We start from the raw sequence: 14,309 nt of genomic DNA on the forward strand, positions 1-14,309 counted from the left end.
TATTTTGCAACTAATCAGTTTTTTAAGAGAGAAATTTACAACTGAATTGAGGAATTTGGCAGTAACTTAGCTGATAATTAGTCCTTAAAATTATTGGTATCTAAATAGCATGACAGACATAACAGATTTATCCAAAATAGTTGTCAGCAAAGACGACAATGCGCTAATTACCTCACCTGAAAATTTGCAGTCACAAGAAGACGTAGAACTTGAGCGAAAGCTGAGAGAACTTAAATTTAAACAAGAACTAAGAAAAGATTGGATTTTATTTATTGTCAGGGATGTAATAATTTTTCCTGCCGCAATCCTTTTTATTTTTGCTGTCAGTGGTTATTCCCTATTTCTTCATATTCATGGGTAACTTATCTGATGACATATAGCAATTCTATCTGATTGGTGAAAAGTGCAAGGCTTAGATCCCCGACTTCTTTAAGAAGTCGGGGATCTTGTGCATTATCAGTAAATCTGCGTAATTAATTTTACAGACGACGAAGCCAACTTGCTACAAGTAGACTCATCTTTATATCCACAGAAATTTTGCTGGATATAAAGTAAGTAGCTAATGGAAATAATCTAAAAATATGGGGCTTTTAATATTTTCTGTTGCTTTAGTTGCCATTGTTGCTCTAATTATCATTAATAGCTACAACGATTTAGTCAAGTATCGCAATCGGTACAAAAATGCTTACTCTCAAATCGATGTTCAATTACAGCGCCGCTATGACTTAATTCCCAACTTGGTGGAAACTGCCAAAGGGTACATGAAACATGAGCGAGAAACTCTAGAAGCAGTGATTGCTGCCAGGAATTCTGCAATTAATGCTAGCAGTAGTGCAGCACAAAATCCCGGCGATCCTCAAGCGATGCAACAATTAGGTAATGCTGAAGGAGCGCTGACAGGTGCGTTAAGTCGGTTGATGGTACTTTCAGAATCTTATCCAGAATTGAAAGCCGATCGCACCATGACTCAGGTAATGGAAGAATTATCTTCCACTGAAAACCGGATTGCTTTTGCACGTCAGGCTTTTAATGACGCGGTGACACTTTACAACACCAAGAGCGAATCTTTCCCCAGCAACCTTGTGGCAAATACTTTTAACTTTACTGTTGCAGAATTGCTTGCCGAAGCTACTCCAGAAATGAGAAATGCTCCACGCGTGTCTTTTTAGGTGTCTATGAATTTCTTTGAACATCAGGATCGGGCACGCCAAAATACGCAACAATTAATTGGATTATTTTCCCTGTCGATCACAGTCATGATTATGGCGATTTATATTGCCACTTTATTTCTGTTCGGCATGGCTCCCCGTGTTTGGTGGCATCCAGGGATATTTCTTTACGTCGCTGGGATTACAATAGCTGCGATCGCAGTAGGAAGTCTCTATAAAATTGCCTGTCTCCGTCAAGGAGGAAGCGTCATTGCTCAGGAGTTGGGAGGAAGACTCTTACTCCCAGATACAGCCGATGAACAAGGGCGACAACTATTAAATATTGTCGAGGAAATGGCGATCGCTTCTGGCATTTCTGTCCCAAAAGTTTATCTCCTGGAAAGAGAAACCGGCATTAATGCCTTTGCTGCTGGATTTACGCCCAATGATGCTGTAATTGGAGTTACCCGTGGAACTTTGGAACACCTGAGCCGGGATGAACTACAAGGAGTCATCGGCCACGAATTCAGTCATATTCTCAATGGAGATATGCGGCTAAATTTGCGTTTAGTGGGACTACTGCACGGGATTTTGTTCATTTACATAACCGGGGAATTTCTGTGGCGAATTCGTGATACTTTCCGCTCAGATAAGGAAGGCAAGGGTTTACCTATCTGGGCTTTTGGCTTGGCACTGATGGCAATTGGCGGTATCGGCTTACTCTGCGGACGCTTGATTAAAGCCGCAGTCTCTCGCCAACGTGAATTTCTCGCCGATGCTTCGGCTGTACAGTTCACTCGCAATCCTAACGGACTTACCGGAGTCTTCCAAAAACTCCAACAAATGGATTCACGTTTGATTGCGCCGGGTGCAGAAGCCGCCAGCCACATGTTTTTTGGCAACGCCCTCAATCCCTCTTTCTGGGAAGATATGTTTTCTACCCACCCACCGTTAGCAGAACGTATTCGCCGCGTTGGGGGTTTGAACGTCAGCAATTTAGCAGCAATGCCATCTCGCAATCAGATGCGTTCCCCTTCCCAGGAATCCTTAACAATGGGCTTTGCTGGTGGTTCCAGCGCCACGCCAGCAAAGGTTGTAAACCAAGTTGGAAGCGTCACACCAGAGCATTTTGCCCATGCTCAAGCGCTGTTGTCGCAGTTACCAGAATCCCTGCGCTTGGGTGTAAGGGAGCAGGAAAGTGCAATGGCGATCGCTTTTGCACTGGCGTTACATACGGAAAATGCCGAGATCCAAGAACGTCAAATTGCTTGGTTACGCGAGGTGCAGCCTGCTGAGTTGGTAGACAAAACCCTGGAATTGAGTAGCGAAATTAGCCAGTTAGATCCCAGCATTCGCTTGCCACTTGTGGATTTAGCAGTACCCATATTGCGTCAAAATTCTGCCAAAGAATGCCAAAGGCTGTGCAAATGCGTCCACGGTTTAGCTGTAGCCACTGGAAGTTTGTCACTGTGGCATTTTGTGTTGCAGTTAATCCTGTGGCATCGGCTCCAACCTAGTATAAATCCCACCTCGGCTACAACGGTAGAATTCACCTCCATTGAACAGATTTGGCCAGATAGTCTATTAGTACTGTCTGTAATTGCCCGTGTTGGGAACTCTCAACCAGATGCGTCCACCGAAGATATCGCCTATGCTTTTCGTTCTGGAGTTTTTCGACTTCCCAAAGCCGGAGAGCAAGAAAAACCGGAAATACCATTAAGCTGTAATTTCACTGAACTCAAGAAAAGTATTGAGCGTCTGCGCCTTGCCAGTCCCAAACTCAAGCAAGCTATTGTTGATGCCTGCGCCCACACAGTACTGTTAGATAACAAAGTTACACAGCCAGAAGCAGATTTACTAAGAGCGATCGCCATGACGCTAGACTGTCCCATCCCCCCATTTTTAAACCCTCAGCGTGGCGTTTTAAAACAGAAACAATCTTCTCCACAAGGAAGTTAATTTTTCTTCATATAGTTTGAATTGATTGTGTCAACTTACTACCGATGAAGTTACAGAATTGAGCGATCGCTCGGTATACAATACTGTTCGGTTAAGCATTTTTAACTTGAAATTGGGTTTGGGGTAAAGGTTAAAAGTTTTTCTTTCCCCTTTTCCCCTTTAACCGAAAGTATTAGCTCGGTATAAGTCTGAGAATCTTTATATAGCGGTTCTCGTTGACATAAAATAAATTTTTCAACTTCACCCCTAACCTCTCACCTTGCTAAGGAGAAGTAGAGTGTTTGCACGCCTCAAATACGGGGTGAGGTTCAGACTGGATTGCAGTGAAGTGAGAATCTTTATAAGTCGTTGGGAAGAATCCCTAGTGATATGAACTGAGAGAGAATCTGTTTGATACAAGGCAGGGGGGCAGGGGAAAAGGTACAAACCTTGCCCCTTGTGGGCCATTCACCCCTCTGCTCCAATTCTTTCGAGGGTTGAGAGCAACACCCGCAAGTGGCGTGGCTTTTCTCCCCTGCTCCCCTGCTCCCTGCTCCCCTGCTTTTTCACAAGCTCGATTTTGGGTTGCGAGTGCGATCTTTCAGCTACCCTGAAATTAATATATAAAAGAGCAATTTTCAAATGACCATTTACTTTTATAAGGTTTGGCAGCCTTATGGCTGTTTTTCTAACTTTTCTCTCCACGGAATTCACATCCAGGGTATTTACTGGCCAACGGTTGAGCATTATTATCAAGCGCAAAAGTTTGTCGGCAGTACAGATGCGGCAATTATACCCCTCATCCATGCTGCCGCTACCCCAGAAGAAGCTGCGGCTTTGGGAAGATGTAGCACTCGCCAACTCCGTCGAGACTGGGATTTGGTCAAAACTGAAATTATGCGAGAAGCTGTACTCAAAAAGTTTCTCACTCATACCGATATTAGAGAAGTTCTCCTGAACACAGGCAATGAGATTTTAGTTGAAAATTCCCCAACCGATTCTTTTTGGGGCTGTGGTGCTAATAAAGTCGGACAAAACCATCTCGGTAAAACCCTCATGAGTGTACGTGAAGAAATCCGTAAATTACAATCTTTAACAGTAATTTACGAATAATCTAATCAAAATAGTTACATTCAACATAAAATCAGTAATTAGACGGGGAATAGTAAAATTCCCCAGCCAAAAATATTTGAAAAAGTTGCCGATAATTTAGTTATTTATTTGAAAAATCTTAATTAATTGAATTAATGGGCAAAAATAGGAAAAAATATTTTTAATTTAAAGTAATTCCTAAGACTTTGTTTTCAGTAAAATTACTCAAATACTTTATTGATTAAGAATATAAAATTAATAAATGTCAATGATTAAAATTTTCTTAACTTGAGACTTGAGAGGATGTTTGGAAAATCTTTAATGATATGCCAATTGGTTTGATATCTCCCTAAAATATACTTTTGAAAGGCTACGAGAATCAACCAACATATCTGATACTTTTCAAATATCCTCTGATCCATTTCCAAAAATATTTGCAACAGATGTATGGAGCAACGCATTTGTAGCAGGAATTTCTGCAAATGGGATGAGAATCAAGCCATTGGAAGTTGAAAACTGTGATCAGTGACAATTATAAAAAAAAATTATACTTCAGTCCTGGTGTATATAGACAATGACATTTACCGATAAACCAGACGGGTTGCAACAAAGCTTAGACCAAGAAAGTTTACTGCACCGGATGATAAAACAGATCAGGCGATCGCTTGATCTGCAAGAGATATTAACGACTACCGTTAGCCAAGTGCGTTTATTTTTGGGTGCAGATCGGGTAAAGGTATATCGCTTTGATGCTGATGGTAGTGGTGAAGTCATTGCTGAATCTATCCATGAACAACGTCTGCCATCCTTACTGGGGCAGCATTTCCCAGTCAATGATATTCCCCAAGAAGCTAGGGAGATGTTTCTATTAGCGCAGCAACGTTCGATTGTGGATGTGGTAAACGGGAAGATTGGGCTATCGCCTCTACATTCAAAAGAAACTGGCAAACGTCTACAAACTAATATCTACTATCGACAGGTAGACCCGTGCCATATTGAATACTTAAAGGCAATGGGCGTGCAGTCTTCGTTGGTAATACCAATTTTAGATTGCGATCTCCAAGAAAAATCGGCAAAGCCTAAACTGTGGGGATTGTTGGTATCTCACCAAAGGGAACCGCGACAGATTTTGAAGCGGGAACTAAAAGTATTGCAGCAAGTTGCTGACCAAGTTGCGATCGCGATCGCTCAAAGTAATTTACTCACCGCAGCCCGCGTCAAGCAAGAGCGAGAAGCTACTATTAACCGAGTCACCACACTATTGCATAAACTGCCGACAATCCAATTGCAGGGGGCGCTAGAAGAAGTTATTACTGCCTTTGGTGGAGTAGGTGGCAGGCTTTACATTGAACAGAGTCAGGAATTATACACCTGGGGCGACCAGCCGAAACTTCCCTATCAGTTAGATAGCAGTATTATCGAACAGCATCTGGTATGGAAAAACTGGATGGCTGAGTGCAAACAAGGTAATATTTGGGCAACAGCTGACCTTTACAAAGAACCACGTTTGGAAGTTTTGGCTTTAGCATTCCGTTCTACTCAAATTCGCGGACTTATGGTCATTCCCCTACATTACCGGGAAAAATTTATCGGTGTATTGAGCATTTTTCGCTCTGAATTTGAAACAGAAATCTTGTGGGCGGGACGATGTGAAGAAAATCAGCGACAACTGTTACCCCAGCTTTCCTTTGAGGTTTGGCGAGAGCAAAGAAAGGGGCAAGCGCCTGAGTGGAAGCCGGAAGACATCTCATTAGCGCAAGCTTTGTACGACCATTTCTCAATGGCAATTCAGCAGCAGCAAATGTATAAACAGGTACAAGCCCTGAATACCAACTTAGAACTGCGGGTGCAAGAGCAAACCGCTGAACTCGAAAAATCATTACTTTTTACCAAGTTACTCAAGCAAGTCACAGAGCATATTCGCCGCACGTTAGACTTACAGGCAACTCTGCAATCCATCGTCCGGGAAGTCCGTCCCTTGCTAAACTCAGACCGAGTGCTGATTTTCCAACTGAAGAGTAAATCGGTGATTGTGGAAGAGATTAATGGCAATTGGCAGTCAGTTTTGGGAGTGAATACACCACCAGAATGCTTTCCTGATGAGTATACCCGTCTATATTTTCAGAACAGGGTACGGGCAATTAACAACGTTACCACAGCTTCTTTAAGTGAATGTCATCGAGAGTTTTTGCAGAGTTTGCAAGTACAAGCAAACTTAATAGTTCCAATTAATATAGGTATGGAACTATGGGGCTTACTAATAGCCCATGAGTGTGAGGCTCCCAGAGATTGGCAGGATGCAGAAATTGATTTATTGCAACAGCTAGGAGATCAGGCTGCGATCGCTATTCAACAAGCGCAACTCTACGAACAAACCTGTGATGCCGAAACTGAAGCCAGAAATCAAGCTGCACAGTTAGAGCATACCTTACATGAACTCCAAGAAACACAGGCAAGATTGATTCACACTGAAAAAATGTCTGGCTTAGGACAGTTGGTAGCAGGTGTCGCTCACGAAATCAACAACCCCGTTAACTTTATTTACGGTAATCTGTGCCACGCTACTGACTACACCGAACAACTGCTAGAAATTTTACGCCTCTACCAGTTACACTATCCCCACCCTCATAGTGAAATTAGCGCAGCAATCAAAGCGATCGATTTTGAATTTTTGGTAGAAGACCTCCCAAAAATCATGACCTCAATGCAAGTAGGAACCGATCGCATCCGCTCAATAGTCCTATCGTTACGCAATTTTTCTCGCTTGGATGAGGCTGAAAACAAGCGTGTTGACCTGCATGAAGGCATTGATAACACCTTGTTAATTTTACAACATCGGCTAAAAGCAAATTCTGAATTTTCAGGCATTGAGGTCATCAAAGATTATGGCAACATACCACGGGTGGAATGCTATGCCGGTCAAATGAATCAGGTATTCATGAATATTCTCAGCAATGCCATAGATGCCTTGGTAATGGGGAATGGGGGACTTCGGGCTAAGGAACTGAGGACTAGGGACAAGGGGAACAACCCATACCCAATCCCCACTATCCACATTTCCACTAAAATCTCAGCAGACAACTCTCGTCTGTTGATTCGGATTTGTGACAATGGGCCCGGAATGACTGAAGAGGTGAAAAAGCGGATTTTTGACCCGTTTTACACTACCAAACCTGTTGGCAAGGGTACAGGACTGGGACTGGCAATCAGCTATCAGATTATTGTCGAAAAACATGGTGGAATAATGGAGTGCATTTCAGAACCTGGCAAAGGTACAGAGTTCTGGATTGAAATTCCCGTCAAGCTTCCAGCCAAAACCAACAGTCAATCAAGGTAGAAGAGCAGGGGGAGCAGCACTTCGGCTCCGCTCAGTGGGCAGGGGAGCAGGGGAGCTAAGAGGCTTCTTGCCTTATGCAAATTTCAGAAATCAAATCGCATTGCTATATGATGGCACTAATACCATGCAAATCGATTTCGTACCTTATTTTCGGAATATTACAAAATGTTAGTTTCAAAACTTAAAATTTGAATTAGCAATTACTAAATTCATCCAAAAGGTTGATGATAAAATTTTTAACAATAGACTAAAGAAAAAATTTAGTAATGATCCAGAGCTTGCAGTGTATTGAGTTGGATTAAAAAGAATTTAAAAGTAAAGTTTAGTTGCAAAAAAAATCCCTCCCATATAGAAGTGATATTTTAATAATTGAAGCTAATAAATAAGCTTCCCTGGCAGATATAAGAACTGCATGTGGAATGTAGTAAGAGGTAAAGAACGCTGTTTAACTTACATCTGTCTCGTCAAAACAGAGCAACACCCAACGCGAAAACTGCTATTTCCTCAAATGTGGAAGATTAGGGGGCGCTGTCACTGATTTTCGTTACTTGTTTACAGAAGTGATGGAAGTTAGTACATCCCTGGCTAGGCTAAAGAAGGAGAGGATATAGTTCAGCGAGTAGAGGTTTGGGTGTTGTTGTGTTTAAAGAGAAGTCTGAGATAAGGACTCCTCTTGGTGTAAGATTATACGAAGTGGAATAGTGAGAAACAGTTTAAATAGCGCCTTATGTCAATTATTGCGCTCAGAGCGTGGTATCTACAGGATTACGAGCCGATTCCAGAACTGGAAAAACGCCCGCCAGACATTCGCTTAAGCAAAAAAAGCCTGCTGAGATCAGCATTGCGAGCGGACTTTTTGGAAGAAAGCGACGAAGTTAAGAAATCAACTTGGTTTGGTCGCTATCTGGAAGGGGAAAATATTGAATTTTATATTGAAGGTAGTGGCGGCTATTGCGTCGCTAACATTGACTTAATTAGTCATGAGATTTATTTCACTAAACAAGCGCTGTTGGCTCAGTTAGAACCAACGATTTTTTTATCCTATCAAACCGAGTATGCCGCAGCGACTAATGCGCTCAGAGAAGAACTGCGAAAAAGTTTGGACAGTTTAAACTTGCGATCGCGCCTTCCCCTAACATTAGTAGAATCCTCCCGCCCCAGCGATGCTACTGTACGCATTAACCGCACGATCATGCGAAAAATTCGTAAGAGTTTGTTATTTGTCGCTGACACCACGCCCATTGCTAGTATTGACGGTAAAGAAACTCCTCAAGTAATTCCTAGCCCGAATGTCTGTATTGAGATTGGCTATGCCATCCAAAGTAAGCGGTCTGAACAGATTTTACTAGCGCACATGCAACGCCCAGACTATGAAGGGCAATTTCCCTTCGACTTACCGACACAGCAAATTTTGCAATTCCAAGACACCACAGAACTAAATAAAATCCTCACAGGAACGATTCAAAACCAACTAGCACGATTCAAATTGTTTTTTTGATCAATGCGTAATGTTAATCAAAATATACGAACAGGTTTATTTCGCAGCCCAGAAGTAATTGAGCTTACCCGATCAACCACAGAAATCATGTATTTGTAATCTGGTACTTGTCCATTGGGTACATAGCCTACTTCTTGAGCTAAATCTGAAGGGGCCTCGCTCATTACTTTACGGATAAACTCTTGACGGTTACGTTCTACATTAGGCCCAATCAAGACCACACCCAAAGGTACATAGTGAGGGTCTTTAAATAAGATCCGAAATTCAGTTGGCCCGAACTGTGAACCGTAGAGACTCAATTCAGCCTCCGAGACAGCACAGGCGATCGCTTTTTCTTGGGCGACTAATTCCAGCGCGGCTTTGGGCGTGGGTGCAAATAGTATCTCTGCTAGCGTTGTACCAAAAAGATTGTAAAGTGGAAAATAATATCCTGTTGCTGAACCTAACTGACCTAAAGCCACTGTTTTACCTTGTAGCTGTTTTAATTCAGTTATTGGACTTTCCTTGCGAACAACGAAGATTGAACGCAAATTATTAATACCTATTAAAGGAAATAGGGGAATATATTGGTGACGTGCGATCGCAATAGCCGCTAAACCCGGTGGAGCAAATGCCAATGACCAAGCACGAGCCTCAAGGCGCTCAACTGCTCTATTTTCATTAAAAGCAGGCTCTAGCTGAATTAATGCATTTGTCTTCTCGCCCAAGTAATTATTAAATCTAGCATATTGCTTAATTATCTGTTCGCCTCCACCATAATTGATAACACCAATAGTTAATGTGCCCTCAAACTCCCGCGGTGATTGGCAGGCGGCAAATGTTAAACCTAGCAGATTAAACAGAAATAAACGACGTGGAAATCGCAAAAACATCACTAATTATGGTTAAGTAAATAACTTGGCTTTCAAGACTAATTTAGATAAGTTTGACTGCTGCCTAGATAGGTTATATTGCAACAAAAAATTAATATTTATTTAAATACGTTGAAATTGTTTATAAAAGGTATAAATAAATATTAGACAAACTCATATATCACCTTCGTTGGTTAGGTTATGTTAAACAAAATTACGTTAAAAAACCTAAAAATAGGTGCTAAATTTAACTTACTTTTAATATTAGTTTTCATAGTCAGTATTTTGGGTAGTGGTGTTGCATTATCCAGTGTACTTCAGGGAAGGGCACAAAATGAAGTAGCTTCCCAAGCGCAGATTCTCATCCAAATGGTGAACGCAGTTAGAGACTATACACAAAATCGTATAGTTCGCTTATTGGAACCTACAGTAGATACTAATCCAACGTTCATGCCTGAAGTAGTACCAACTTTTTCCTCTAAAGAGGTTTTTGAGAATTTTCGTAAAAAGCCAGAATACAAAAACTTTTTTCATAAGGATGCAACACTTAATCCAACTAATTTAGCGGATAAAGCTGATAATTTTGAAACTAAACTTGTAGAGCGTTTTCGCAACGAACCCAATACTTTAGAAATTACTGGCTTTCGTAACTTGGCAAAAAGCGAAGTATTTTATATTGCGCGACCACTTAAAATTACACAGCAGCAATGTCTGCGGTGTCATTCTACACCAGATCAGGCTCCTAAGAGTCAGTTGGTAACTTATGGCTCAGAAAATGGTTTTGGCTGGCAGCTTAATCAGATTGTTTCTGCCCAAATAGTTTCTGTTCCTTCTCAAGAGATTTTTGCCAATGCCAAACGAACTTGGGTATTGATAATGGGACTTTTAATTACAATTTTTGCGATCGTAGTTTTCTTAATTAACTTTTTAATCAAAAAATATGTGATTCAGCGCATCAGAAAAATCGAGAAAATAGCCCAAAAAGTTAGTATTGGTGATATGAGCGCTGATTTTGAAGAAAGCTCTGATGATGAAATTGGCGGATTGGCAGAAGCATTTAATCGGATGAAAGCTAGCTTAAAAATAGCTCTGGAGATGCTGAATAATCAGGGCTAATAGTTCGTAATAATCGCCTCTGGCAAGGAGCAAGCTACGTAATTTGTCAAAATTTAAGAAAGTAAGCGCTGCTGAAATTGCAAAGCTTTTTGAGGTTCGGGAATTTGTGATGCTAAAATTTTCACAAATTCTGCACGAGAAACCTGTCCAGAAGACTTAACAGCTTTTTGGACTAGGAACTTAGCTATTGGGCCAATAAAATCAGCTAACTCTCGTTCGCACTGATGCACAAAACTATCGTTGATTAATTTAGATTCTTGACTTGGTAAATTATTTGACTTAATTTCAGACTGAGCAGTAACTTCCTGTAGTAAAGTAGGTTTCTCTAGTAAAAACATTGTTTTCTTCTTAAAATCAATTTGTTGATTTCCTCGAAGATGAACGGCTAATTGACTAATTAATTCTTCGCAGTTGGGCGCTGATGCCACAATTTGTCGTAGTAATCTTGAGGCAACGGGGCCAACAAATTCTAAAAGAATTGTTTCCAAGCGGTTGTAACTTTCCGCAGACAAAATAGAAGCAGGTGGATACCCAATTGAAATTTGTTGAGAAAGTGAAACTTGAGGCGGTTGTGTAGAAGATAGCGGTTGAAGTGATTGCGCTTCTACTTTAGTATCGAAATACTTCAGCACCCGTAGAACCTCAGCCGCAGACTGATAGCGCTGTTTAAAGTGGTGTAGCACCATTTTAGATAGCACAGATGCCAACTCAGAACTGACATTAGCCTGATGCTGCCAAGAAATTTCTCCTGTATCTGGGTCTTCCTCAAAGTCTATAGGATGTAAGCCCGTCAGTGATTGAATACCAATAATACCCAAGGAATAAATATCACTGTTGGGGCGCGGCTTACCTTGCCCCTGTTCTGTAGACATATATCCTGGAGTGCCAATGATAATAGTAGCCCCCGTGCGCCCTGAAACTGTAAACAGTTTAGTTTGGACTTGTTTGACTGCGCCGAAATCAATCAGCACTAACTTACCGTCTTGTTGTCGCCTGATTATATTGTCCGGCTTGATATCTCGATGGATAACGTTGTGGCTGTGAATAAATTGCAGAATACCCAAAACTTGTTGGAGTAATTGAATTACTTGATCTTCTGTCCAAGGTTGATTGGGGAAAAGTTCCGCTTTCAGAGTATGCCCTTCAATGAACTCTTGCACCAAGAAGAACTCTTGGTTGTCTTCAAAATAGGCTAAAAGTCGAGGAATCTGGTCATGATTACCCAGTTTTTCTAGTGTTTCTGCCTCACTGGTAAATAACCGTCTGGCAGTTTCAAGAAATTCAGGGCTACGAATGACGGGCTTAAGGTGTTTGACAACGCATTTCGGGAAACCTGGTCGATGGGTATCTTGGGCTATGTAGGTTTGACCGAACCCACCTCCACCTAAAACCTGGAGGACTTGGTAACGTCCGTCTAATAATTGTCCTAGCATTGTGTCACAAGCCTTAAGTCCTCAAATTAATCTTGGCACAACTACCAGCTTTGGTAAGTTTATCGAGAAAGAAAGTAGGTAGGTAATGCTGAAATTTCAAAGTTTTTTGAGGATTTTACTAAAGGAACTGATTAAAGAATTAGCCGTCTGGAGTCAAGAGTCATGGAGCATAGACCATTGGGAGTGTTGAATGTTGAGTGAGGAGTTATTCTCCTTGTCTCCCTCATATCCTCTACTCCCCACCTCCCGTATGCTTACCCTTTTCATTCGGGGGTTACGTGGTTAACAATGGGTTGAATGTTTTTCAAATGATCCAACCTTATGCCTAGAACTGCAAATGAATATGCCGTATACCTCCTACTGGAAAGCGGCCACCGGGAAGAAGTACGTTTTCCTACTATTCAAGAGTTTCAGAAGTGGTATAGCGGCGAACTTGTGCCAAAGTCTGCTTCTAATGACTTTATTAGCGTGCCGATCAAAAATATTCAAGGGGAATATATGGTAATACGCCCTTCTCGGATCGTAGCAATCCGGGTAGAACCCGTTTTTAGTTCCAGTGTTGAAAGATTCAACTAAATGATGAGAAAAACCCTTGCTTTCCTTTCCTTGAGTCTGGGAATCGCCCTTGTAAACCCTCTCTGGTCGGCTGTTGCTCAGGTTCCTAACTTTCTGCCGTTGCCAGTACCCACAGCTCCTGATGTCCCACTGCCAGTACCAAGTACTCCTGAAATAGCGCCACCGCTAAAACCAATCGCTATCGGAACCGATTGTAAGCCCCAGCACGCTTGCTTGGGTTGGGATGAGCAACTTTGGAGTCAACGGGGTAAAATAGGCGATCGCAAAGCACTGCTGGCTTCCATTGATAACAGTTTGCTTTACCTAACAAAGAAAGAGGCGATCGCAGCATATCAAAATTATCCAGTTGAGGGAATTACCCTTGATCGCGTCCGCCGGAGTTTGATACGTTTTCGCCAACTAGTTGTCAGTTCTAAGTCAGCAGCGCAATTACAAGCTGCTGTTCGCCGAGAGTTTGTCTTTTACCAGTCTGTAGGCAACGATGGCAAGGGTACTGTTAAGTTCACTGCTTACTACGAACCTATTTACACCGCTAGCCGTGTCAAGACTGCAACATATAAGTATCCCCTTTATCGACTACCACCTGATTTCAGCAAATGGCCCAAACCCCACCCAAAACGAATTGATTTGGAAGGGAAGGATGGTTTACAAGGGAATAAGAGCCAGTTGCGCGGTTTAGAAATGCTTTGGTTCCGCGATCGCTTAGATGCATACATGGTACATATCCAAGGTTCTGCCAAAATTAAATTAACTAATGGCAAAACAACATCAATTGGCTATGCAGGTGGAACTGATTACCCTTGGACTAGCATCGGCAAAGAACTAGCCAAAGATGGCAAACTTCCACTGGAAGGGTTGACAATGCCACGTTTGATTAGTTATTTCCGGGGAAAACCCCAAGAGTTGAGCAATTACCTGCCACGTTGGGAACGATTTGTCTTCTTTCAAGAAACAAGCGGTAGACCAGCTACTGGTAGTATTCATGTGCCAGTAACAGCAGAACGTTCCATTGCTACAGATAAGTCTCTTATGCCTCCAGGAGCGCTAGCACTGATTCACAACTCATTTCCCTATCCTATTAGTGGTGGCAAACTAGAGAGGCGTACTGTTAGCCGCTTTGTACTTGACCAGGATACAGGAAGCGCCATCAAAGGCCCGGGTCGGGTGGATTATTTCATGGGGACTGGTAAACTAGCAGGCGATCGCGCTGGCGTCACAGGCGGTAATGGTTCACTATATTATTTGCTGCTCAAAGAATAGATATTGGGCATTGGGCATTGGGCATGGGGCATGGGGCATGGGGCATGGGGCATTGGGCAT

The 14,309-nt window shown here is 42.1% G+C and carries 11 protein-coding genes; 9 read left to right on the forward strand and 2 right to left on the reverse strand.

All coding sequences use genetic code 11. The features are described 5' to 3' along the window. Positions 1-109: 109 nt before the first annotated feature. From VB740_RS24290 to VB740_RS24315, 6 genes are all read left to right on the forward strand, one after another. A complete protein-coding gene (locus tag VB740_RS24290; protein ID WP_323202439.1) occupies positions 110-361 on the forward strand; it encodes a hypothetical protein in 252 nt (83 codons plus the stop codon). A gap of 220 nt (positions 362-581) precedes the next feature. Then, positions 582-1,169, forward strand: a complete 588-nt coding sequence (locus VB740_RS24295) for a LemA family protein (RefSeq protein WP_323202440.1) — start codon at positions 582-584, stop codon at positions 1,167-1,169. A gap of 6 nt (positions 1,170-1,175) precedes the next feature. Further along, on the forward strand, positions 1,176-3,107 hold the full coding sequence (locus tag VB740_RS24300) for a M48 family metallopeptidase (RefSeq protein ID WP_323202441.1): 1,932 nt from the start codon (positions 1,176-1,178) through the stop codon (positions 3,105-3,107). Positions 3,108-3,728: 621 nt separating this feature from the next. After that, complete coding sequence (locus tag VB740_RS24305; protein ID WP_323202442.1) at positions 3,729-4,199, forward strand: NADAR family protein; 471 nt, start codon at positions 3,729-3,731, stop codon at positions 4,197-4,199. A gap of 553 nt (positions 4,200-4,752) precedes the next feature. Then, on the forward strand, positions 4,753-7,515 hold the full coding sequence (locus VB740_RS24310) for a GAF domain-containing protein (RefSeq protein WP_323202443.1): 2,763 nt from the start codon (positions 4,753-4,755) through the stop codon (positions 7,513-7,515). 727 nt (positions 7,516-8,242) lie between these two features. Then, complete coding sequence (locus VB740_RS24315) at positions 8,243-9,013, forward strand: hypothetical protein (RefSeq protein WP_323202444.1); 771 nt, start codon at positions 8,243-8,245, stop codon at positions 9,011-9,013. A gap of 17 nt (positions 9,014-9,030) precedes the next feature. Here VB740_RS24315 and VB740_RS24320 read toward each other — a convergent pair whose 3' ends face one another. Beyond that, a complete protein-coding gene (locus VB740_RS24320; RefSeq protein ID WP_323202445.1) occupies positions 9,031-9,885 on the reverse strand; it encodes a phosphate/phosphite/phosphonate ABC transporter substrate-binding protein in 855 nt (284 codons plus the stop codon). A gap of 180 nt (positions 9,886-10,065) precedes the next feature. On the opposite strand from VB740_RS24320, the gene VB740_RS24325 reads away from it, so the two are divergent. After that, positions 10,066-10,980, forward strand: coding sequence for a Tll0287-like domain-containing protein (locus VB740_RS24325; protein ID WP_323202446.1), 915 nt, complete (start codon positions 10,066-10,068; stop codon positions 10,978-10,980). A 53-nt stretch (positions 10,981-11,033) separates the two neighbouring features. Here VB740_RS24325 and VB740_RS24330 read toward each other — a convergent pair whose 3' ends face one another. Beyond that, positions 11,034-12,413 carry a serine/threonine-protein kinase gene (locus tag VB740_RS24330; protein ID WP_323202447.1) on the reverse strand — a complete coding sequence of 460 codons (1,380 nt, stop codon included), beginning with the start codon at positions 12,411-12,413 and terminating at the stop codon, positions 11,034-11,036. A 321-nt stretch (positions 12,414-12,734) separates the two neighbouring features. Here VB740_RS24330 and VB740_RS24335 point away from each other — a divergent pair, with 321 nt between their 5' ends. Together VB740_RS24335 and VB740_RS24340 are read left to right on the forward strand one after the other, a co-directional pair. Further along, a complete protein-coding gene (locus tag VB740_RS24335; protein ID WP_229463410.1) occupies positions 12,735-12,989 on the forward strand; it encodes a hypothetical protein in 255 nt (84 codons plus the stop codon). Positions 12,990-12,992: 3 nt separating this feature from the next. Next, the gene (locus VB740_RS24340; RefSeq protein ID WP_323202449.1) at positions 12,993-14,249 is read left to right on the forward strand and encodes a murein transglycosylase A; all 1,257 of its coding nucleotides are present in this window, start codon (positions 12,993-12,995) and stop codon (positions 14,247-14,249) included. Positions 14,250-14,309: the final 60 nt, after the last annotated feature.

Source organism: Nostoc sp. UHCC 0251, from assembly GCF_034932245.1.
GTDB lineage: Bacteria > Cyanobacteriota > Cyanobacteriia > Cyanobacteriales > Nostocaceae > Nostoc.

Coding starts and splice junctions, on each gene's coding strand:
- VB740_RS24315 (WP_323202444.1), top strand. CDS start 8,243: ATGTCAATTATTGCGCTCAGAGCGTGGTATCTACAGGATTACGAGCCG.
- VB740_RS24320 (WP_323202445.1), bottom strand. CDS start 9,885: ATGTTTTTGCGATTTCCACGTCGTTTATTTCTGTTTAATCTGCTAGGT.
- VB740_RS24305 (WP_323202442.1), top strand. CDS start 3,729: ATGACCATTTACTTTTATAAGGTTTGGCAGCCTTATGGCTGTTTTTCT.
- VB740_RS24310 (WP_323202443.1), top strand. CDS start 4,753: ATGACATTTACCGATAAACCAGACGGGTTGCAACAAAGCTTAGACCAA.
- VB740_RS24290 (WP_323202439.1), top strand. CDS start 110: ATGACAGACATAACAGATTTATCCAAAATAGTTGTCAGCAAAGACGAC.
- VB740_RS24335 (WP_229463410.1), top strand. CDS start 12,735: ATGCCTAGAACTGCAAATGAATATGCCGTATACCTCCTACTGGAAAGC.
- VB740_RS24325 (WP_323202446.1), top strand. CDS start 10,066: ATGTTAAACAAAATTACGTTAAAAAACCTAAAAATAGGTGCTAAATTT.
- VB740_RS24295 (WP_323202440.1), top strand. CDS start 582: ATGGGGCTTTTAATATTTTCTGTTGCTTTAGTTGCCATTGTTGCTCTA.
- VB740_RS24340 (WP_323202449.1), top strand. CDS start 12,993: ATGAGAAAAACCCTTGCTTTCCTTTCCTTGAGTCTGGGAATCGCCCTT.
- VB740_RS24330 (WP_323202447.1), bottom strand. CDS start 12,413: ATGCTAGGACAATTATTAGACGGACGTTACCAAGTCCTCCAGGTTTTA.
- VB740_RS24300 (WP_323202441.1), top strand. CDS start 1,176: ATGAATTTCTTTGAACATCAGGATCGGGCACGCCAAAATACGCAACAA.